This window comes from Myxococcus llanfairpwllgwyngyllgogerychwyrndrobwllllantysiliogogogochensis (genome assembly GCF_006636215.1).
GTDB lineage: Bacteria > Myxococcota > Myxococcia > Myxococcales > Myxococcaceae > Myxococcus > Myxococcus llanfairpwllgwyngyllgogerychwyrndrobwllllantysiliogogogochensis.
Map to the genome: position 1 here is coordinate 31,108 of NZ_VIFM01000057.1, position 19,216 is coordinate 50,323.

15 protein-coding genes are annotated in these 19,216 nt (G+C 70.0%); 8 read left to right on the top strand and 7 right to left on the bottom strand.

Annotated elements, in window-relative coordinates; all coding sequences use genetic code 11:
* Nucleotides 1-9: 9 nt before the first annotated feature.
* The gene (locus FJV41_RS16635; RefSeq protein ID WP_141643477.1) at nt 10-1,020 is read right to left on the bottom strand and encodes a cupin-like domain-containing protein; all 1,011 of its coding nucleotides are present in this window, start codon (nt 1,018-1,020) and stop codon (nt 10-12) included.
* Between the two features lie 147 nt (nt 1,021-1,167).
* Here FJV41_RS16635 and FJV41_RS52265 point away from each other — a divergent pair, with 147 nt between their 5' ends.
* The 4 genes from FJV41_RS52265 (at nt 1,168) to FJV41_RS16650 (ending at nt 5,302) form a co-directional block, all read left to right on the top strand.
* A complete protein-coding gene (locus FJV41_RS52265; RefSeq protein ID WP_174454481.1) occupies nt 1,168-1,344 on the top strand; it encodes a hypothetical protein in 177 nt (58 codons plus the stop codon).
* Nucleotides 1,345-1,515: 171 nt separating this feature from the next.
* Nucleotides 1,516-2,073 (top strand): RNA polymerase sigma factor, encoded by a 558-nt coding sequence (locus FJV41_RS16640; RefSeq protein ID WP_141643478.1) that lies wholly within the window; start codon nt 1,516-1,518, stop codon nt 2,071-2,073.
* The gene (locus FJV41_RS16645; protein ID WP_141643479.1) at nt 2,070-3,503 is read left to right on the top strand and encodes a tetratricopeptide repeat protein; all 1,434 of its coding nucleotides are present in this window, start codon (nt 2,070-2,072) and stop codon (nt 3,501-3,503) included. Before FJV41_RS16640 ends, FJV41_RS16645 begins: the two co-directional genes overlap by 4 nt.
* Nucleotides 3,504-3,655: 152 nt before the next feature.
* Complete coding sequence (locus FJV41_RS16650; RefSeq protein WP_174477341.1) at nt 3,656-5,302, top strand: acetate--CoA ligase; 1,647 nt, start codon at nt 3,656-3,658, stop codon at nt 5,300-5,302.
* A 27-nt stretch (nt 5,303-5,329) separates the two neighbouring features.
* On the opposite strand, the gene gnd is transcribed toward FJV41_RS16650, so the two are convergent.
* The 5 genes from gnd to FJV41_RS16675 form a co-directional block, all read right to left on the bottom strand.
* The gene (gene gnd, locus FJV41_RS16655) at nt 5,330-6,766 is read right to left on the bottom strand and encodes an NADP-dependent phosphogluconate dehydrogenase (protein ID WP_141643481.1); all 1,437 of its coding nucleotides are present in this window, start codon (nt 6,764-6,766) and stop codon (nt 5,330-5,332) included.
* A gap of 21 nt (nt 6,767-6,787) precedes the next feature.
* The gene (gene pgl, locus FJV41_RS16660; RefSeq protein ID WP_141643482.1) at nt 6,788-7,459 is read right to left on the bottom strand and encodes a 6-phosphogluconolactonase; all 672 of its coding nucleotides are present in this window, start codon (nt 7,457-7,459) and stop codon (nt 6,788-6,790) included.
* Nucleotides 7,456-8,997 (bottom strand): glucose-6-phosphate dehydrogenase, encoded by a 1,542-nt coding sequence (gene zwf / locus FJV41_RS16665; RefSeq protein ID WP_141643483.1) that lies wholly within the window; start codon nt 8,995-8,997, stop codon nt 7,456-7,458. The genes pgl and zwf overlap by 4 nt, the downstream gene beginning before the upstream one ends.
* Before the next feature lie 205 nt (nt 8,998-9,202).
* The gene (locus FJV41_RS16670; protein WP_141643484.1) at nt 9,203-10,198 is read right to left on the bottom strand and encodes a collagen-like domain-containing protein; all 996 of its coding nucleotides are present in this window, start codon (nt 10,196-10,198) and stop codon (nt 9,203-9,205) included.
* Nucleotides 10,199-10,332: 134 nt separating this feature from the next.
* The gene (locus FJV41_RS16675; RefSeq protein WP_141643485.1) at nt 10,333-12,201 is read right to left on the bottom strand and encodes a hypothetical protein; all 1,869 of its coding nucleotides are present in this window, start codon (nt 12,199-12,201) and stop codon (nt 10,333-10,335) included.
* Between the two features lie 160 nt (nt 12,202-12,361).
* Here FJV41_RS16675 and FJV41_RS16680 point away from each other — a divergent pair, with 160 nt between their 5' ends.
* From FJV41_RS16680 to FJV41_RS16690, 3 genes are all read left to right on the top strand, one after another.
* Nucleotides 12,362-13,087 (top strand): lysophospholipid acyltransferase family protein, encoded by a 726-nt coding sequence (locus FJV41_RS16680; protein ID WP_141643486.1) that lies wholly within the window; start codon nt 12,362-12,364, stop codon nt 13,085-13,087.
* A 9-nt stretch (nt 13,088-13,096) separates the two neighbouring features.
* Nucleotides 13,097-14,980, top strand: a complete 1,884-nt coding sequence (locus FJV41_RS16685; protein WP_141643487.1) for a hypothetical protein — start codon at nt 13,097-13,099, stop codon at nt 14,978-14,980.
* A 152-nt stretch (nt 14,981-15,132) separates the two neighbouring features.
* Nucleotides 15,133-17,898: a PQQ-dependent sugar dehydrogenase gene (locus FJV41_RS16690; RefSeq protein WP_141643488.1), complete on the top strand. Its 2,766-nt coding sequence runs from the start codon at nt 15,133-15,135 to the stop codon at nt 17,896-17,898.
* Here FJV41_RS16690 and FJV41_RS16695 read toward each other — a convergent pair.
* A complete protein-coding gene (locus FJV41_RS16695) occupies nt 17,889-18,524 on the bottom strand; it encodes a hypothetical protein (protein ID WP_141643489.1) in 636 nt (211 codons plus the stop codon). The two genes, FJV41_RS16690 and FJV41_RS16695, sit on opposite strands and share 10 nt — an antisense overlap.
* Nucleotides 18,525-18,760: 236 nt before the next feature.
* Between FJV41_RS16695 and sbcD the strand changes: the two genes are divergently transcribed.
* A partial coding sequence (sbcD, locus tag FJV41_RS16700; protein WP_246137243.1) for an exonuclease subunit SbcD occupies nt 18,761-19,216 on the top strand: 456 nt, incomplete at its 3' end.

A 19,216-nucleotide genomic window follows, 5' to 3' on the forward strand; every position in this document is an offset into this window, starting at 1 on the left:
CACGCGCCGCTAGAGCGGCGTGGGCAGGTACGTGTTCCCCTGGGGCACGAGGAAGTGGTGGAACGTGACGGACGCGCTCACGTCGAGCGCGTGCACCCAGTGCCACCAGCCCACGGGGATGAAGACCAGCTCCCCGGGCTCCAGCACGGCCTCCACCACGTGCGCTTCCGAGAACAGCGGGAAGCGCTCGGCGTCCGGGCGCGCCGCGTCCACGTGGCTGAACGTCCCATAGCGCGGGTACATCAGGTGGCGCTGGAAGGAGGGGATGAGCTTGATGTGCTTGCGCCCCATCACCTGCGCCAGCATCACGTTCATGTTGTCGTGGTGCAGCGGGGTGACGGTGCCCGCCGGGCCCAAGAGCAGCGTCATCATGTCCGGGCGGAGCTCCGCGTCGATGATGCCCTGGGGCGCGCGCACGTCGTCGCGCAGGGGCTTGAAGCCGTCGCGCTGCCAGTTCTCGTTGCGCGGCACCATGTAGTAGTCGTTCGTCGTGCCCCCCGTCGCCACGCGGTGCACGTAGTCGCGAAAGCGCATCGCCTCGCGGTGCTTCTCCGGCTCGGGCGCGTGGTCCGGGTTCGACTCCCGCCGCGTCATCACCTCCACCTCCGCGTCGCCCACCCGCTCCGCCAGGTATGGCAGCGTCCAGCGCTCCAGCGCGGGCCAGCCCTTCATCAACCCGGTCAGCACCACCGGCCGGTGGCCGAAGTAGTAGCGCGTGAAGAACTCGTCCGCGGACAGGCCCTCCCGCCGCTCCAGCGCCGCGTGCCCGCCCGACTGCCGGTGCAGCGTGCTGTAGACATCCATGACGGACTCCAGCCAGCCGTAGCGGCGCCCCAACCGCTGACACGCCTGGAAGAAGGGATGCGCCTCCACGCGCGCCACTTCCTCCCGCGCCACGTCCTCACCCACCCCAACACCCATCAACGCGCGACAGGCCTCCTCCCGCGTCACCCCCAGCGCGAGGTTCTCCACCAGCCAGACTTGCCACTCCAATGCCAACCGGGACGTATCCGCGCTCATTTGGAAATCCTTGGATTTCACGACTCAATCCACCCCCCTGCCTCTCACGGAACCGCACCGGAGCATGGTAAGGACGGCGACAGTTTCAAAGTTTCATCCACCAGCAACTTGTACGTGCTGCCTGTATCCCAGCACGAGGAGCGAGGCATGACGCCCGGTTCCAAGCAGTCCCCGAGTGCGAAGGTCGTCGAGTCGAGTGCCGCGGACGCCCACGTGAAGAACAACTACGTGGACTGCGCCACCGAGGTGGGGGTGCAGCGCGAGCGCAAGCCCCTACCGATGCCGTCCACCCCCGCCCTGGCCTCCGCTCCGGAGCTCCGCTAGGCCGCTTCCCCGACCAGCGGCGGGCCCGCACCCCCGCTGAGATCCAATGCCCGGACGGGAATGACCCCCCTCCGGGCATTTCCTTGTCTGTGCCCTTGCACTTTTTTCTCAAGGAACAGGCGCCTTCGCGTCTTTGACTGGGAAACCTGCCGCGCGAGCATGTAGGACAACATGGCAAACCTCTTCAACCGGGAGCGGAGGCGCTTTGAGGCGTTCATCCGACAGCACCGGCCCAGTCTTCTGGGCCTGGCGCGCCGGTTGTCCGCCCGTTCGAGCCTGGAGGCGGAGGACCTGGTCCAGGAGGCCTTCGAGCGGGCGATGCAGGACTTCGAGGCGTTGAAGGACCGGACGGACGCGGCGGCGGCGGCGTGGTTGTGTACGACGATGACCAACCGCTTCCTGGATTACTGCCGCAGGCAGCGCACGGAGTCGCGGGGGATGCCACACCTTGCCCTGGTGCAGGAGGGGGTGGCGCAGGGGGAGGCCCAGGAGAACTGGGAGCTGGTGAGCACCGAGGAGTTCCAGAAAGCGGTGGAGCGGCTGAAGCCGCACCTGCGCGACGCCTACCGGCTGCATGCGGAGGGCAAGCGCTACAACGCCATCGCCGAGCATTTCAACGTTCCCGTGGGCACGGTGGGCAGTTGGCTCACCCTGGCACGCAGGGACCTGAAGGACTTGCTGCTGCCACAGGTAGCGGTGGCCCGGGAGCGGGGGGCAACGAGCTCATGACGACGCCATGCACCAACAACCGACTGCACCTCTTCGTCGACGGAGAGCTTTCCGCCACGGAGGGTGAGGCCTTCCGGCAGCACCTGACGCGGTGCGCTGAGTGCGAATCGGGACTGAGGGACTTGCTGCAACTGGAGCTGCTCGCGGCGCGGGCGCTGGGGGGCGCTGCTCCGGTGGCCGAGCCCGTGGAGGTGGCCGAGCCGGTGTCCGCGAAGGTGGTGCCGCTGCGGGCCAGGCTCCAGAAGGTCTACCGCACCGCGGTGCCGCTGGCGCTGGCGGCGGGCCTGGCCGCGGTGGGGGTGTTCCGCTTTCAGGAGCCGCCCCAGATTCCGGACGCGGTATGGCTGGCGAGCGCGGACTCCCGCACGTTCGAGGCGCGGCTGAGCCACCCGAAGGCGGACCGCTTCCTTCCCTACAGCCCGATGCGCGGCACCAGTCACGCGTCGGAGATGTTGCCGCTTCGGCCTCTGGCGGAGCTGGAGGAGCGGCACGACTTCCGGGGCATCGCCGCGGCGTATGCGCTGCGCGGAGACTGGCAGCAGGCGGAGGCGTTCCTCGGGCGCGAGCCGGAGTCGGCGGACAAGGCGAACGACCAGGCGGTCGTGGCGCTGAGCCGGCAGCGGTACGAGGAGGCGCTGGGGCTGTTGACGAGCGCGCTTCGCCAGAACCCGAACCATGCGCAGGCGCTGTGGAACCGCGCGCTGGTGCTGCGGGAGCGCGACTTGCTGGACCGCGCGGCGGCGTCGTTCGACACCGTGGCCTCGCTGGGTGAGGAGGGCTGGAGCGCGGAGGCGCGTCGGATGGCGGCGGAGCTGCGCACGCAACTGGCGGAGGAGCGGGTGCGGTGGCGGCGGCAGGTGACGGACGCGTGGCTGACGCTGACGGGGGAGGCGCCCTGGGACGCGAAGCAGCTGGCGCAGCGGCCGGTGGTGGCGCGCGCGGCGCTGTACGAGGCGGTCCGCACGGTGACTTCGAAGGAGGGCGTGGAGGCGCTGTTTCCGCTCGCGAAGGAGCTGGACACGCTGGGGGGCGGCTCGGTGCTGCAGGACTACGTGCGGCAGGTGGCGACGCGGGACTTCGCCGCGAGGGCGCCGCTGGCGCAGGGTTATGCGGGGCTCCTGAGGGAGCGCGAGACGAAGAAGGACGCCACGGCGCTGTTGGAGTCGCTGCGCCGCTCGGGGGAGCGGGACATCTACTTCGGGGCGCTGGTGCATACGGGGAGCGCGGTGGTGGACGGCACGGCGCTGAGCGCGCTGCGCGGCTTCGCCGAGGGCACGCCGGACCCGTGGCTGCACCTCCTGGCCGAGCGTGAGAGCATCCGCCGCGAGCTGGCCGCCGGCCACACGGCGCTGGCGGAGAAGCAGCTGATGGACGCGATGCTGACGTGCAACGGGCTGGGCAACATCGTCCCGTGCATGGAGCTGAACTGAGGACGACGCGGCGTCCGCGCTGAGGTGTCGAGGGGTCGGTCCATCAGGGCCGGCCCCTTCGTCTTTGTAGGGCGCGTCGCGCTGTTGTCCACCGTGCGAACGCCGCACGGTGTGAGCGCGGTGTCCTTGGGGTGCGTGGCAGGCTCGCCCGCATGCCTGAGTTCGCGCCCCGCAACATGAGCGATTACGCGGCCACCCACCGTGATTTCCGATGGGAGCGGCCCGAGCACTTCAACTTCTCCACCGACGTGGTGGACCGGCACGCCACCGAGCGTCCGGAGTCGCTGGCGCTCCTGTGGTCCGACGAGTCCGGCCGCGAGCAGCGCTTCACGTGGCAGGGCGTGCGGCAGCGCTCGATTCACGCCGCGCAGTTCCTCGCGGGACTGGGGCTGAAGAAGGGCGACCGGGTCTTCATCATGATGCCCCGGGTGCCGGAGTGGTGGTTCCTGGTGCTGGGCTGCATCCGCGTGGGCATCGTCTTCATGCCCGGCACGCCCATGCTCACCGTCAAGGACATCCGCTACCGACTGGTGGCGGCGGACGCCAACGCGGTCATCGCCGACGTGAGCTGTCTGGACCGCTTCGAGGGACTCGCGGGCACCGGCCGCGTGGAGACCTGGGTGGCGGTGGGCGACGGCGCCCCCGAGCCATGGGTCTCCTACAAGGCGGGCACGGTGGGCACCGGCGCGCATGGCCAGTCCTTCGCGCCCACGCGGGCGGAGGACCCGCTGCTCATCTACTTCACGTCCGGCACCACCGGCATGCCGAAGCTGGTGTTGCACACGCACGCGAGCTACGGCCTGGGCCACGTGATTACCGGGCGGTACTGGCTGGATTTGACGCCGGAGGACCGCCACCTGACGCTGAGTGACACGGGCTGGGCCAAGTGTGCTTGGGGCAAGCTCTTTGGCCCGTGGAGTCAGGGCGCGTGCAACGTCGTCTACGACTTCCGGGGCCGCTTCGACGCGGGGAGGATTCTCAAGCTGCTGGAGTCCCAGCGCGTCACCACCTTCTGCGCGCCGCCCACCGCGTGGCGCTCGTTGGTGCTCCAGGACCTGAAGGCCTTCGACTTGTCGTCCCTGCGCCACACGGTGAGCGCGGGCGAGCCGCTGAACCCGGAGGTCATCGACTCGTGGAAGGCGGCCACGGGGCTGCACATCCGCGAGGGTTACGGGCAGACGGAGACGGTGGTGGTGGTGGGCATGTTCCCCTCGGTGGAGCCGCGCGTGGGCTCCATGGGCAAGCCGTCCCCGGGCTTCACCGTGGGCGTCATCGACGACACGGGGCAGGAAGTGAAGGACGGACAGGAGGGCGACATCGCGGTGCGCGTGGCTCCGGAGCGGCCGGTGGGGTTGTTCCAGGAGTACGTGGGGGACGACTCGGCCAACGCGGCCTGCCGCCGGGGGGACTGGTACGTCACCGGGGACAGGGCGGTGCGGGACGCGGAGGGCTACTTCTGGTTCGTGGGCCGCGCGGACGACGTCATCAAGACGTCCGGCTACCGAGTGGGCCCGTTCGAGGTGGAGTCCGCGCTGCTGGAGCACGCGGCGGTGGCGGAGTCGGCGGTGATTGGCGTGCCGGACGAGAAGATTGGCCAGCGCGTGAAGGCGTACGTGGTGCTGGCACCGGGCTTCACGCCGTCACAGGAGCTGGCGAAGGAGCTCCAGGAGCACGTGAAGCGGACGACGGCGCCGTACAAATACCCGCGCGAGGTGGAGTTCGTCTCCGAGCTGCCCAAGACGGTGAGCGGCAAGATTCGCCGCGCGGAGCTGCGCGCCACGCCGCCGAAACCGGGGTGAGGACGTCACCCCGGCTCCGAAGCGCTGTCAGCTGTTCCAGTCCGAGTGCACGAAGCCGGCGTCGGGCTTGTCCCGGCGCTGGTACGTGTGCGCGCCGAAGGCGTCACGCTGGGCCTGGGTGAGGTTCTGCGGCAGCTCCGGGCTGCGGTAGCTGTCCAGGTACGCCAGTGACGAGCTGAACACGGGCACGGGGATGCCCAGCTTCGTCGCCGCGCCCACCAGCTTGCGCCAGGACGGCGACAGCTTCTCGAGCACCGGCGCGAAGGCGTCCGAGACGAGGAGGTTGGGCAGCTCCGGCTGGCGCGTGAAGGCCTCCCGCAGCGGGGTGAGCAGCTTCGCGCGGATGATGCAGCCGCCTCGCCAGATGCGCGCCATCTCCGCCAGGGAGATGTTCCACTTGTACTCGTCTGACGCCGCCTGGATGAGCCGCATGCCCTGCGCGTACGTCACCACCCGCGCCGCGTACAGCGCGTCATGGGCCCACGCCGCCAGCTGCGCCTTCTCCTCGGAGGACAGCGCCTCCGAGGGGCCCTTGAGCTTGTGGCTCGCGGCCACGCGCTGGTCCTTCATCGAGGAAAGGTTGCGCGCATCCAGCGCGGAGGCGATGGAGGGCACCGGCACGCCCAAATCCAACGCCACCTGCACCGTCCACTTGCCCGTGCCCTTCTGACCGGCCTTGTCCAGCACCAGGTCCACCAGCGGCTTGCCCGTCTCCGCGTCCTTCTTGCGCAGCACCTTGATGCTGGTCTCCAAGAGGAAGGACTCGGCGATGCCCTGGTTCCACTGCGCGAAGAGGTCCGCCACGCCCTCCGCCGACAGGCCCAGGCCCCGGCGCAGCACGTCGTACGTCTCCGCGAGCAGCTGCATGTCCGCGTATTCGATGCCGTTGTGCACCATCTTCACGAAGTGGCCCGCGCCATCCGGCCCCACGTGCGTGACACACAGGCCCTCATCGGTGCGCGCGGCGATGGCCTCCAGCACCGGACGCACCAGCGCGTACGCCTCCGTCGGGCCGCCGGGCATGATGGACGGGCCGTGACGCGCGCCCTCCTCGCCGCCGGACACGCCCACGCCCAGGAAGTGCAGTCCCTTGGACTTGCACAGCTCCTCGCGCCGGCGCGTGTCCAGGAACCAGGAGTTGCCCGCGTCCATGATGACGTCGCCCGGCGACAGAAGCGGGAAGAGCCGCTCCAGCATCTGGTCCACCGCCGCGCCCGCCGTCACCATCAGCAGGATGCGCCGGGGGCGCTCCAGCCGCGAGACGAACTCCTCCATCGACGCGGTGCCCTTCAGCTCCGGATGCCCGTGCTTCTGGTGCATCTCGTCGATGCGCTCCGGATGCCGGTCCCACGCCGTCACCCGGAAGCCGTGGTCCGCGATGTTCAGGGCCAGGGCCGCGCCCATGACGCCCATTCCCGCCACGCCGAACTGCGCGCCCGCCTGGGCGCTCGCTGCCGCACTCATGCATCCTCCGAGAAGGCCCGCTCACCGTCCCGCGGCGGCGGAGTCCAACATCCACTGCGCATTCGTCACCCGGGCCGCCGGAAGCGCCGGGTCGCCCGCGAGCGCCCGGTGCACCGTCTCCCGCTTGCCCGCGCCCGCCACCAGCATTAGCACCGCGCTCGCTGACAGCAGCGTCGGCATCGTGAGCGTCATCCGCCAGGGCGGCGGCTTGGGGCCCACCACGGACAGCACGCGCCGGCTCTGCTCCTCCAGCGCCGGGTGGCCAGGGAAGAGGCTGGCCGTATGCCCGTCCTCTCCCATCCCCAGCAACACCACGTTCAGCACCGGCGGCAGCTTCGCCTCGTACTCGCGCGCGGCGACTTCGCGGTCCCCGCGCTCGCCCTCCATGCGGAACACCTGCGACGGCGACAGCCGCAGCGGAGCCACCAGCGTCTCCTCCACCATGCGGTAGTTGCTGTCCGGGTGGTCCGGCGGAACGAAGCGCTCGTCCACGAAGTAGAGGTCCACCCGCTCCCACGGCAGCGTCAGCCGGGACAGCTCCCGGTACGCGGGGCCCGGCGTGCCTCCACCCGACAGGGCCAGGCTCACCCGCCGGTTCATCGCGAGCGACGTCTGGAGCGACCGCGCCATCCACTCGGCGGCCGCGCGCGCCAGGTTCTCCGGCGGGACGATGCGTGGAGGCAGCGCGCTCATAGCTGCGTCCACCGCCGCCCGTCGCGGGCCAGCAGCGCGGAGGCGGCCTGGGGACCGGTGCTGCCGACCGCGTAGGAGTGCACCGTGCCTCCCTCTCCGGACTCCAGGGCCTGGAGGATGGGCGTCACGTAGGCCCACGCCTGCTCCACGCTGTCCTGCCGCGCGAAGAGGGTGGCGTTGCCGCGCATGCAGTCCAGGAGCAGCCGCTCGTACGCCTCCGGCACGGGCTTCTGGAAGCTCTCCTCGTAGTTGAAGTCCATGGTGACGCCCGCGATGTTGACGTCCTCGCCGGGCACCTTGGACTCGAAGGAGAGGGCGATGCCCTCCTGGGGCTGAATCCGCAGCGTGAGCACGTTGGGCTGCAGCCGCTGGCAGGTGGCGCCCTCGCCGGAGAACAGGCCGATGGGCACCGACTTGAAGTGGATGGACACCTCCGTCATCCGCTTCTTCAGGCCCTTGCCCGCGCGCAGGTAGAAGGGCACGCCCTCCCAGCGCCACGAGTCCACGCTGAGCTTCATGGCCACGTACGTGGGCGTGCGCGAGTCGGGCTTGACGCCCTTCTCCTTGAGGTAGCCCTCGTACTGACCGGCCACCACGGCGCGCGCCACCTCCTTGCCCTCCACGGGGCGCAGCGCGCGGAACACCTTGTTCTTCTCGTCGCGGATGTCCTCCGCGCCGAAGGACACCGGCGGCTCCATGGCGCACAGCGCGAGCACCTGGAGCAGGTGGTTCTGCACCATGTCCCGGATGACGCCCGTCTCGTCGTAGAAGCCGCCGCGGCCCTCCACGCCAATCGCCTCCGCCGCCGTGATTTCCACATGGTCGATGTGGTTGCGGTTCCACAGCGGCTCGAAGATGGCGTTGGCGAAGCGGAAGACCAGGATGTTCTGGACGGTCTCCTTGCCCAGGTAGTGGTCGATGCGGAAGATCTGCTTCTCGTCCAGCACCGCCGCCAGCTCGCGGTTCAGCTCGCGGGCGCTCTCCAGGTCGTGACCGAAGGGCTTCTCGATGACGAGCCGCCGCCAGGGCTTCGCCTGCGGATGCTCCTCGCGCTTGAGCAGCCCGGCGCCGGCCAGGCTGTGCAGAATCTGGGGGAAGGTGGAGGCGGGCGTGGCCAGATAGTAGAGCTGGTTGCCCTCGGTACCCTGGCGCTTGGCGACCTGCTCCAGCCGCTCGCGCAGGCGCTTGAAGGACTCCGCGTCGTCATAGCCGCCGGAGATGCCCTCCAGGCGCGGGGCGAACTTCTGCCACGTCGCCTCGTCGAGCGGCTGCGTGCGCGCGAACTTCCGCAGCCCTTCCTTCACGTGGTCGCGGAAGGCTTCGTCGTCGAGCTGCGAGCGACTGAAGGCGACGACGGAGAAGTGGTCCGGCAGGAGGTTGGCGCGCGCCAGCTCGAAGAGGGCGGGGAACAGCTTGCGCTGCGCCAGGTCTCCCGTCGCGCCGAAGAGCACCACCGTGCATGGGTCCGGGCGCGTGGCGCGCAGCAGCGGGTCTCCCTCTCGGGGATGCGTCTCGATGTGCAGGCCCTGCGCGTCCATTCCGCTGCCTCCTCCGAGTGCCTTCGTGCGGGGCCACCTTACGCCGCTCTCGTTGCCTCGCGGCAAGCCAGAGTGCGCGCAGTGATGTGCGCGTGACGTCTGGAGCGTCCGAAAGAGCGCCTCGCGGGGCCTGCTCTAACGGCGGGCCTCCGGAGTCGCCACGCTCAGTCGAGGGAGGACCGTGCGTGGCGACCCTGGCGCGGACTCAGCGGTCGCCGCCGAAGGTGCCCACGAGCCGGATGTGGCTCTTGCCCGTCTCCGAGCACGTGAGGTCGAGGCTCACGCTCCAGGTGGGGACCTCGGAGTTCCAGGTGAGGCGCCCCGTCCAGGAGCCGCACGCGGAGGTGGGCAGCTGGCTGTTGAGTCTTATGCTGGTCACCCGGGAGTCCGGCAGCGTGTAGACGGTTCCCGGCGCCGGCAGGGGACGCTTGATGCGGAAGCTCACCCCGGTGAAGGCGACTCCGCACGTCGGAGCCCGGGAGGTGAAGTGGGTGAGGCTCACGTCGAAGCCGTCGTCCGTGGCGCAGTACGTCGGCGGCGAGCAGAACCACTCACCGGTGGTGGGCGTCGTGGAGTAGGTGCTGGCTTCGTAGAACACGCCCGTGGAGCTGGGGCTGGTCAGGTTCCAGTGGCAGGTGGGCTTCACCGTGCGACAGCATGCGGCGGCGTTCCCGTTGCAGCCGGTCGTGAAGCAGCCCATGGGATTGGTGGCCGTGCCATCTCCCTCGCACTTCATGCCCAGCACCGCATCCGTGCCGGTGCGCGTGCAGGACCACAGCGAGGTCCCTTCGCAGAAGGACTCGCCCGGCGTGCAGAGCTGGGGCGCCTGGCCCATGGGCCCCATCGGTCCCTGCGCCCCTGTGTCGCCCTTGGGGCCCTGGACTCCCTGGGGACCCACCACGCCGCGAGGCCCTTCCATTCCCTGCGGACCCTGTGCCCCCGTGGAGCCTGTCTCGCCGCGAACGCCTTGCGCGCCCTGAACGCCCTGCGGCCCGCGCTCACCGGTGTCGCCCTTGGGCCCCTGGGCGCCCTGGAGCCCCTGCTCTCCCTGAGGACCCGGCGGACCGCCCTCGGGACCTCGGGGGCCCTGGGGACCTTGCGGACCCTGGGTTCCGGTGGGGCCCTCGGTGGTGCAGGCGGCGGTGGTGAACAGGCAGCACAGCAGCAATGGCGCGAGTGCGCGCCAGGGGGTCTTCGTCATAGGGCGCGCCCGGTATCAGCTTGCCCTGCCGGGGGCAATACATCGCATGGGCCGAGACACGGCGAGTACGTGCCCCCGAATCCCTCTCATCCACGGCGTCTGCCTTCTGGAACCCCGGGTGAAGCGACCCGGGTTCAGATGCCCGGGGGCGGTGGAAACACCTGGGCGCGCAGCAACTCCGTTCTCCGGCGTCGGTGGGCATTGCCCTCGTCCAGCAAGGTGGCCAGCGAATAGAGCCGAAGCGCGGGCATGCGCTGCTCGTCCGCCTCCAGGGCTTCTCCACGCTCCGTGGCCAGGTCCGCGAGTCGCTCGCGCTCCACGGGCGAAGGCAACTCGCTCGACGGCTTGTACGTGAGCACGCAGCGCCAGCGCTTCAGGCCCCGTTCCGCTTCGCCGTCCCGGATGTCCTGCTCGAGAAGGCGTGTCAGTGCTTCTCGGTCCGGCGCCAGCGCCGCGCTTTTTCCTCCCGGACAGCGAGGGTCCTCCGTGGCCGACAGGCCGATGAGCTGCCACTCCGTCCCGCCGATATGCCGGAAGTTCGGCATCAGTCCGGGCAGTCTCGCCAGGTAGTGGCTCGGGCCGTGTGAGTCGAGAAGGAAGGGGGGCCCTTCCGACAGGAGGTAGTCCGAGAGGGCCTGGGGATTGCCCGAGTGATGCGCGATGGCATAGTCGCCGAGTCCCGCCACGTCGACGAGCTCCGCCTCGCGGAGCACCATGGCCTGCCCGCCCAGGTCCGGTGCCGCCACCAGCGGCCGGAGTTGACCCAGCTCGGCGGCGAGCCGCTTCACGCCCACGTAGTGACTGGCGACGTATTGGAAGGGCAGCTCCGGGGATGCCTTGATGCGAGGCGCGCGCAGCGTCGCTTCTCTCAGGGCGGGAAGACCCAGCCAGAGGGCCGCCACTCCCACGGCGCCCACGCCGATGCGCGCGGGCCAGCGCCAGCGCTCACCGCGCGTGGTCAGCGCCGCCGCGCGCGCACGCACGCCCGACAGACCTGACGCCATGCACACGCCCAGCAGGGGCACCAGCGGCGCGATGAAGCGCCACTCGCGCATCCAGTCACCCGAGCGCCATGCGAAGAACCCACCCGCAGCCAGGAAGAGGGCGCCGAGCGCCGCGCTCCTCGCGGAGGCCACGCCTCCCATCAACCCCAGCGCGGCGCCTGCCAGGGCGAGCTGAACCAGCGGGAGGGAGAGGTGGAGGTAGTCCTTCAGGTATTTGCTTCCGTCGAGCTTCCAGAAGCGCTTGGCGTAGTAGGTGTTGGGGAACAGGTCCGCGAAGTAGGCCCACCTCACCGCGTACCATCCGCCCACCAGCACCAGCAGCCAGCAGGCGATGCCCAACGCCTGTCGTCCGGTCCAGCGCCGCTCCAGGGTCCGGTGCGTCAACCACAAGAGGCCGGCGCCCAGCAGGTAGAGGAGTCCCTCGGGGCGGGTGAGGCACAGCAGCGCCAGCGCCAGGCCCGCGCTCGCGCCCCGGCCCGTGCGCAGCTCGCGCAGGAGCAGGACGCCGGCCGTGGCCAGGAGGAGGGCCTGGAGTCCGGTCTCCATGCCGCTGGAAATCCACGTCATGTAGATGGGGCTGGTCGCGGCCACCCAGGGCGCCGCGACGTCCTCCAGTCGCGGACGGCGGCGCGCCGAGACAGGCCCCCAGAGCGCGAAGAGGGGCAGCGCCAGCAGACCCAGGATGATGCCCAGCGAGTGCGCGTACGTGTCGGGCGCCAGGCCCAGGGGCTGGCTCAGCCCCAGCAGCAGCGTCCACAGGGGATTCGAGAAGCCCTCCACGGGCTGCGAGTGAGGCGTGACACGCAGCCCCGCCCCCTCGAAGAAGCTGTGGCCGTAGGCGATGGAGATGGCGGCGTCGTCCACGACGGGCGTGGCGAGGTAGCCGCAGTGGTACGCCCCCGCCGCCACCGCGGCCAGGACAAGGCCGGCGGTCAACGCCAGCTCCCAGTCGGTCTTGAAGCGAGGGAGCGGTGGGTTGCTGGGCGTGGGGAGGCTCATGTACTCCGGACTTGGGGCAGGGCGCCGGGATGATAGCAGCGCCAGGCGGGCGGGCGTCCCGAGCACGTCGCGGGGGCCAAAAGGTGATATGCCCGGGCGTCCGTCTCGACCTCTCCCCGGCTTGTCGCGAGAGTCCCCTTCCGCTGCGCCGTGCACCGCGATGAAGTACCTCGTCACCGTCTGGTTCTGGCTCGTCTTCCTGCTCACGGCGCCCGTGCTCTTCACGCTGGGGGCGCTGCTGCTGCTCGTCACGTTCCCCGTCGACCGGGACCGCCGGATGTTGCACTGGCTGGTATGTGGCTGGTGCCACTGGCTGTGGCTGCACCTGTCCCCAGGCTGGCGCACGCGCTTCGAGGGCCGTGAGCACCTGCCCCAGGGCCCGTGTGTCATCGTGGTCAACCACCAGTCCGCCATGGACATCCTCGCCGTCATGGGGCTGAACCACCCGTACAAGTTCGTCGCGAAGGCCTCGCTGTTCAACCTGCCGCTGGTGGGTTGGATGATGACGCTCCTGGCCTACGTGCCCATCGTCCGGGGTTCGTCCAGCGCCATGCACCAGTTGCTGGACCCGTGTCGCAAGTGGCTGCGTCGGGGCATGCCCGTCCTCATCTTTCCGGAGGGCACCTATGCGACGGGCGGACAGCGGCTGCCCTTCAAGCGCGGCGCCTTCCAGCTCGCGTTGGAGGAGCACGTTCCGGTGGTGCCCATCGTCGTGGAGGGCACGACGCAACTGCTCGACGGAGACGGGCCCTGGATGAACGCGCGGGCGTCCATGCGCGTGCGAGTCCTGCCGGCCCTGCCGCCGGAGTCACTCGGCGAGGACGCGGTGGAGCTGGCGGAGCGGGTGCGTGCGTTGTACGAGCGCACCCTCGCCGTCGGCGGCTGAGTCACGCGCATGGGCTGGCTACTCTGGACCTTGGAGACCTTGCTGGCGGTGGCCGGTGCGTGGGCGCTGTCCGCCGCGCTCCTGCGTGAGCGGTCCACGCTGGAGCGCTGGATGGCCGCGCTCCTGTTCGGCGCCGCGAGCATCCTCACCTGTGTCCAGGGGCTGGGCCTCTCGGGGCAGTTGGGCCGAGTGCAGCTCGCCGTCGCGGGGCTCGTGCTCCACGGGGCCATGCTCGCGGTGGCCGTGCTCCGCGTCGGCGGCGCGGAGCTGCTCGCCCGACTGCGCGCGGACCTGGGCGCTCCGGTGCGCCTCTTGCGCGACATCCATCGGCGCCAGGAGCTGGCCGCCTGGGCGCTGCTGCCAGCGGCGTGCGCGCTCGTGCTCTCCTGCGTCGTCGCCTGGTACTACCCGAACTGGGCCTGGGACGTCGTCTGGTACCACGTCCCCAAGACGAACTACGCGGTGCAGACGGGCAGCATCACCTGGGTGGACACCTCCGTCTGGTACGTCAACGGCTACCCCGAGCTCACCGAGCTGCTCTCCGTCTGGAACGTGCTGCTGCCCCGGCACACGCGGCTGGATGACCTGTCGCAGATTCCCTTCGGCCTGCTCGGAGCGCTCGCGGTGGCCGCGCTCTGTCGCCGGGCGAGCGCGAGCCCCGCGCTGGCCGCCTCGCTGGGCGCGATGTGGCTCACCCTGCCGGCGGTGTTCCTCCAACTGCACACCTCGCACGCCGACGTGGTGGCCGGCGCGCTGTTCATCACCGCCTTCTACTTCCTCACCGAGCGGGACTGGAGCCCCGTCGCGCGCACGCTGACGCTGCTGGCGCTGGGCCTGTATGCGGGCACCAAGGTGACGGGCCTCTTCCACCTCGCGCTCCTGTCGCCGTTGCTGCTGGTGCGAGGAGTGCTTGTCCTGCGACGCGCGAAGGGCGCGCGGTGGCGGACGCTGGGACAGGCGGGGCTCGCGGTCCTGCTGCTGCTCTGGCTGGGCGCACCCACGTACGTGGAGAACGCGGCGCGCACCGGCAACCCGTTCTGGCCCGCGCGCATGCGGGTGCTGGGGCGTGAGCTGGCGGGCCCCATCGGCGCGGAGGAAATCGCCGGACCGCCGGCGTTCTTCGGTGCGCCCGGGGCCTTCGCGCGCATGGTGGACAACTGGAGCGCGCGCGAGGGGATGTACTGGCCCGACGTGCGCGAGCGCGCCTTTGGGTGGCTCTTTCCGTACCTGCTCCTGCCCGTGCTGTTGTGGGTGAGCGCGTCGGCCCTCTTCAGTCGTGAGCGCTGGTTCCGGTTGTCGCTGCCGCTGCTCGCGGGCCTGGCGGTGCTGGTGCCCGCGGCGTGGTGGGGCCGCTTCACGCTGGGGCTCCCCGCCGCGGGGCTGGTCGCGTTCGCCGTGCTGCACCGACAGGTGGGCACGCGCTATCTCCAGGCGCCGCTGTCCGCCCTCGCGGCCTTTCTCTGCGTGGCGTCCTTCGCGAAGGCCTCCGTGGGTTATCGGGTGTTGCCCACGCTGGGGCCGCGCGCCACCCCGGACGTGCGAGACGAGGACCGCCTCCGGTTGCAGATTGGCTGGCTGTGGCCACTGGAGGCGATGCGTCAGCGCGAGCAGGAGCTGCGCCCCGGTGACGTGGTGGCGTACGACAGCGCGACGTCCTTCCTTGGCGAGTACTGGACGGACGACCTGCGCAATCGCGTCGAGTACGTCAACCACGAGGGCAATGACGGCGTGTACCTCGACAAGCTCCGCGCCCTCCGGCCGCGCTGGGTGAGCGTGCGTCGAGAGAGTCCGGCGGAGCATCTGCTGCGCGCACGGAGTCATGCCTTCGAGCGGCTCTTCGATTGTCCCCTCAGCTCCGCCGTCATGTATCGAGTCACCCGCGCGGACTGGTAGGTGTCTCGGCGGAAAGCTCCGTGTCGTGGCGCCACCTGGGAGTGAAGGCCACAGCCTCGCTGAAAGAAATCGGTGAGCGTGCGAACTCGCACGACGCATTCGGTTCAGTTGACGGACGGGGCGCACGGGCCCCGTGCTGTATCTTCCGGGCCATGCGCCAACTCTTGATTCTGCTTCTATTGCTCGCAGCGCCAGTCTGGGCCGCCGTACCCACCGGCTTCACCGAGACCGTCTTCCAGTCGAGCACCCTGAATCAGGCCACGGGCATGGCGTGGGCCCCTGATGGCTCGGGGCGCCTGTTCATCACCATCAAGTCGGGGGCCATCCGGGTGGTCTCGACGGAGAACGGCCTGCCGCAGACGACGACGCCAGGCGGCACCGCGCTGGTGACGAGCCTGTTCGCGACGGAGCCGGTCGTCCACACCAACAGCGAGTGCGGCGTCATCGGCATCGCGTTCGACCCGAACTTCACGGTCAACCGCTACGTCTACATCTTCGTCACCATCTCCGCGTCGGAGCAGCAGATTGTCCGCTACACGGACTCCAACGGCACGGGCACGGCGCGCACGGTGATTGTCTCGCGGCTGCCCACTCGCGGAGAGAATCACGACGGCGGTGGCATCGGCTTCGGGCCGGACGGCAAGCTGTACTTCGCCGTGGGCGACCTGGGCAACGGCACGGGTGTGGATGCGGACCTGACGTCGATGGCGGCGAAGGTGAGCCGGGCCAACCGCGACGGCACGCCCGCCAACGACAACCCGTTCAACGACGGCGTGGGGCCGAACAACGAGTACATCTGGGCCCGAGGCGTCCGCAATCCGTTCACGCTGACCTTCCAGCCGAGCACCGGCCTGCTCTGGGTCAACGTGGTGGGCGACGGCTACGAGCAGACCTTCGTGGTGAACCGGCGCAACCACGCGGGCTACAACGACTATGAGAACAACCAGCCGGCCGGCAACGACTACATCACCCCCGTCATCAAGTACCGCACCAACAACATCGACACGCGCACCCTCACCGCGACGGGCGCCGCGCGCGCGGGCGGTATCGCCACCTTCACCACCACCGGCAACCACGGCTTCCGCAAGGGCGAGAAGCTCACCATCGAGGGCGTGTCGGATGCCTCGTTCAACGGGGACTTCTACGTCGCCAGCGTCCCCAGCGCGACGACCTTCACGCTGACGCAGACGGGCTTGCCCGATGTCGGCAGCGGCGGTGGCACCGCGAAGACCCAGGCCCTGGGGGCCTGCCTGAACGGCGGCGTCTTCTACGACTCCACGCTCTTCCCGGCCGAGTACCGCGGCAACTACTTCTTCGGTGACTATGTCTCCGGCAAGTTCGCGCGCGCCACGCTGGCGCAGGACAACACCGTGGCGACGGTGGACCTGTGGGGGACGGAGTTCAGCTCGTATGTCGACGCGACGGTGGGACCCGACGGCGCGCTGTACACCATCGGCGTCACCAACGGGCGTCTGCGCCGCATCGTGCCCAACGCTCCCGGACAGCGCCTGGTGGTGACCGGACTCTACCCGCGCGTCGTGGAGGGCGGCCGGGCCACCTTCACCGTGCGGCTGGCGGAGGCTCCCACGGCCCCTGTCGTGGTGGATGCCTTCAGGGCGGCGGGCGGCAGCACCGACCTGCGCCTGTCAGGTGTCTCCACCTTCACCTTCACGCCGGGGAACTGGAGCGTTCCGCGCGTCGTGACGATTGAGGCGCTGGAGGACGCGGACGCGGTCGTGGACACGGCCACCTTCACCGTGGCGTCCAGCGGGCTGACCTCCGAGTCCGTGCTCGCGACCACCATCGAGGACAACTCCGCGCAGTTCGTGCTCTCGTCCAGCAACGTGAGCATCAACGAGGGCGGGACGGCGACGTTCGACGTGTCGATGAACCGCGCGCCCGCGAGCAACGTGAGCGTCACGGTGGCGCGCACCGCGGGCGACACGGACCTCACCGTGCAGTCCGGGGCCGCGCTCACCTTCACGACGACCAACTGGAGCACGCCGCAGACTGTCACGCTGAGCGCCGCCTCGGACGCCGACAACGCGGATGGCGTCGCCACCTTCACCGTGTCGGCGACGGGCCTGGATTCGCGCGCCGTGACGGTGACCGAGGTGGATGACGAGCCGCTGGCGCCCGTCATCACCTCCACGGCTCCCCTCACCGCGGTGGTGGGCAACCCGTATCGCTACGATGTGGAGGCGCGCGCGAGGCCGGTGCCCACGTACACGCTCACCACCTCGCCGCCGGGGATGTCCATCGACGCGGCCACGGGCCTCATCTCCTGGACGCCCACCACGGCCATGACGGTGCCCGTCGAGGTGCGGGTGGCCAACACCGTGTCCCCAGATGCGACGCAGACCTTCTCCATCACCGTGAAGGAGGACGAGGCGCCCCGCGCGGTCCTCACGCGTCCCACGGCGGAGGAGCGCGTGTCCGGTGCGTTCTCGGAGTTCTACGGCGACTGCATCGACGACTACGGCTGCACGCGCGCGGAGTTCTTCGTCGACGGAGTGCGGCGCTACGCCGACGAGCGCACGGACAATCACTTCCACTTCGGCGGCGAGCACAACCGCTGGGACACGACGGACCTGGCGCCCGGTGGCCACCTGGTGAAGTTCGCGGTGGTGGACACCTCGGGGAAGCGGCACGAGGTCGAGGTGAAGGTGTGCGCCGGTGACGGTGACTGCACGCTGGTGCCGCAGGGGCCTCCGGATGCCGGCTCGGAGCCGGACGCTGGCGTGTCACCTGACGCGGGTTCGCAGCCCGATGCGGGTTCACAGCCCGACGCTGGCCCCAGCCCTCAGTCGCCGGGGGAGGATGACGGCTGCGGCTGTGGCGCCGCCCCGGTGGGCTCGCTCGCGTGGGTGGCCCTGGCCGCGCTGGCGATGTCGCGCCGACGTCGCCGTCAGGCCTGACGGCTGCGTGCCTTGAGCACCGGTGCTCGCCTGGCGGCCTGAATCAGGGTGTCGGCCAGGGCGAGCGCCGGAGCGATGTGGGTCTCCAGCGCCGAGGTGGATGCGGGGACGCCCCGGTGCTCCGCCTCCAGCAGTCCCGCGACGATGGAGAAGCGCTGGTAGTGACGGTGGGCGCGCAGCAACTGCTCGCCCACCTGGGGCGTGGTGAGCAGGGCGTGCGATTCCGGCGACAGGCCCTTCAGGTTGAGCGCCGAATCCAGCGCCACGTCACCCAGTTCCTCGTCGCGCACGCTGAACAGCTTCAGGAACTTGTCGCCCAGCCCCTCGGTTTCCAGGTGCAGCTCCTGGGGCACCACGTCGCTCACGTCCAGGCGCAGCACCATCACGTGGTACGAGCCCTGGTTCTGGCCGCGGACCTCGGTGAGCAGGGAGAGCTGCCGGTCCTGGTGGAGCCCCTGCACTTCCATGAAGTCCTTGGACTGGGTGAAGCTCCAGCCTCTCCGCGTCGCGAAGACGAGCCACGCCTTGCGCTGCCGACGCTTGTCCCTGGCGGCGAGGGCGAGCACGAGCACGACGAAGAGCACCATGCCCAGGAGCGCGAGCCATGGGACGAGCGTGGATTCCATGCGGGAAAGCATCCCCCCGAGAGGACGGGCTCGGCCAGTCTCCCTGTCGGGTTCACCGCGCCCCCAGGACGCGTGGGGCCGGGTGGGGTCGCAAAGGCGCGAAATTCCAGGGGCTTGCCCGCATGTCAGAGGGAGCGTGTAAGGGAGCAGGCGCCCGGCGCTTGGAGCAGGCGGCTTCCCCGGAGGAGGCTGCCGGGCGGCCTGAGTGCCGTGGGGTGAGGGAGGGTGAACGCGGGATGCGCTTGCTGCACACGTCGGACTGGCACCTGGGACACACGCTGTACGACGTCTCGCGGGAGGCGGAGCACGGCGCGTTCCTGGAGTGGCTGCTGGACACGCTGGAGGCCCAGGCGGTGGACGCGCTGCTGGTGGCCGGCGACATCTTCGACACCTCCAACCCCAGCGCGGAGGCGCAGGCGGCCTGGTACCAGTTCGTCGCCAAGGCCCGGCGGCGGCTGCCCCGGCTGGACGTGGTCGTCATCGGTGGCAACCACGACTCCGCCGCGCGGCTGGATGCGCCGGACCCGTTGTTCGCGGCGCTGGGCGTGAAAGTGGTGGGCGGGCTGCCGCGTGCCGTTCACCTCATCAACGTGGTGTTGGACCTTGGCCCAGCGAGGCTCAGCGGTGCCGTCCTGCATGACGCTGTCGCGAGCGGTTCGTGTTCCACGTGGAACGCAGAAGCCGTTCACGTG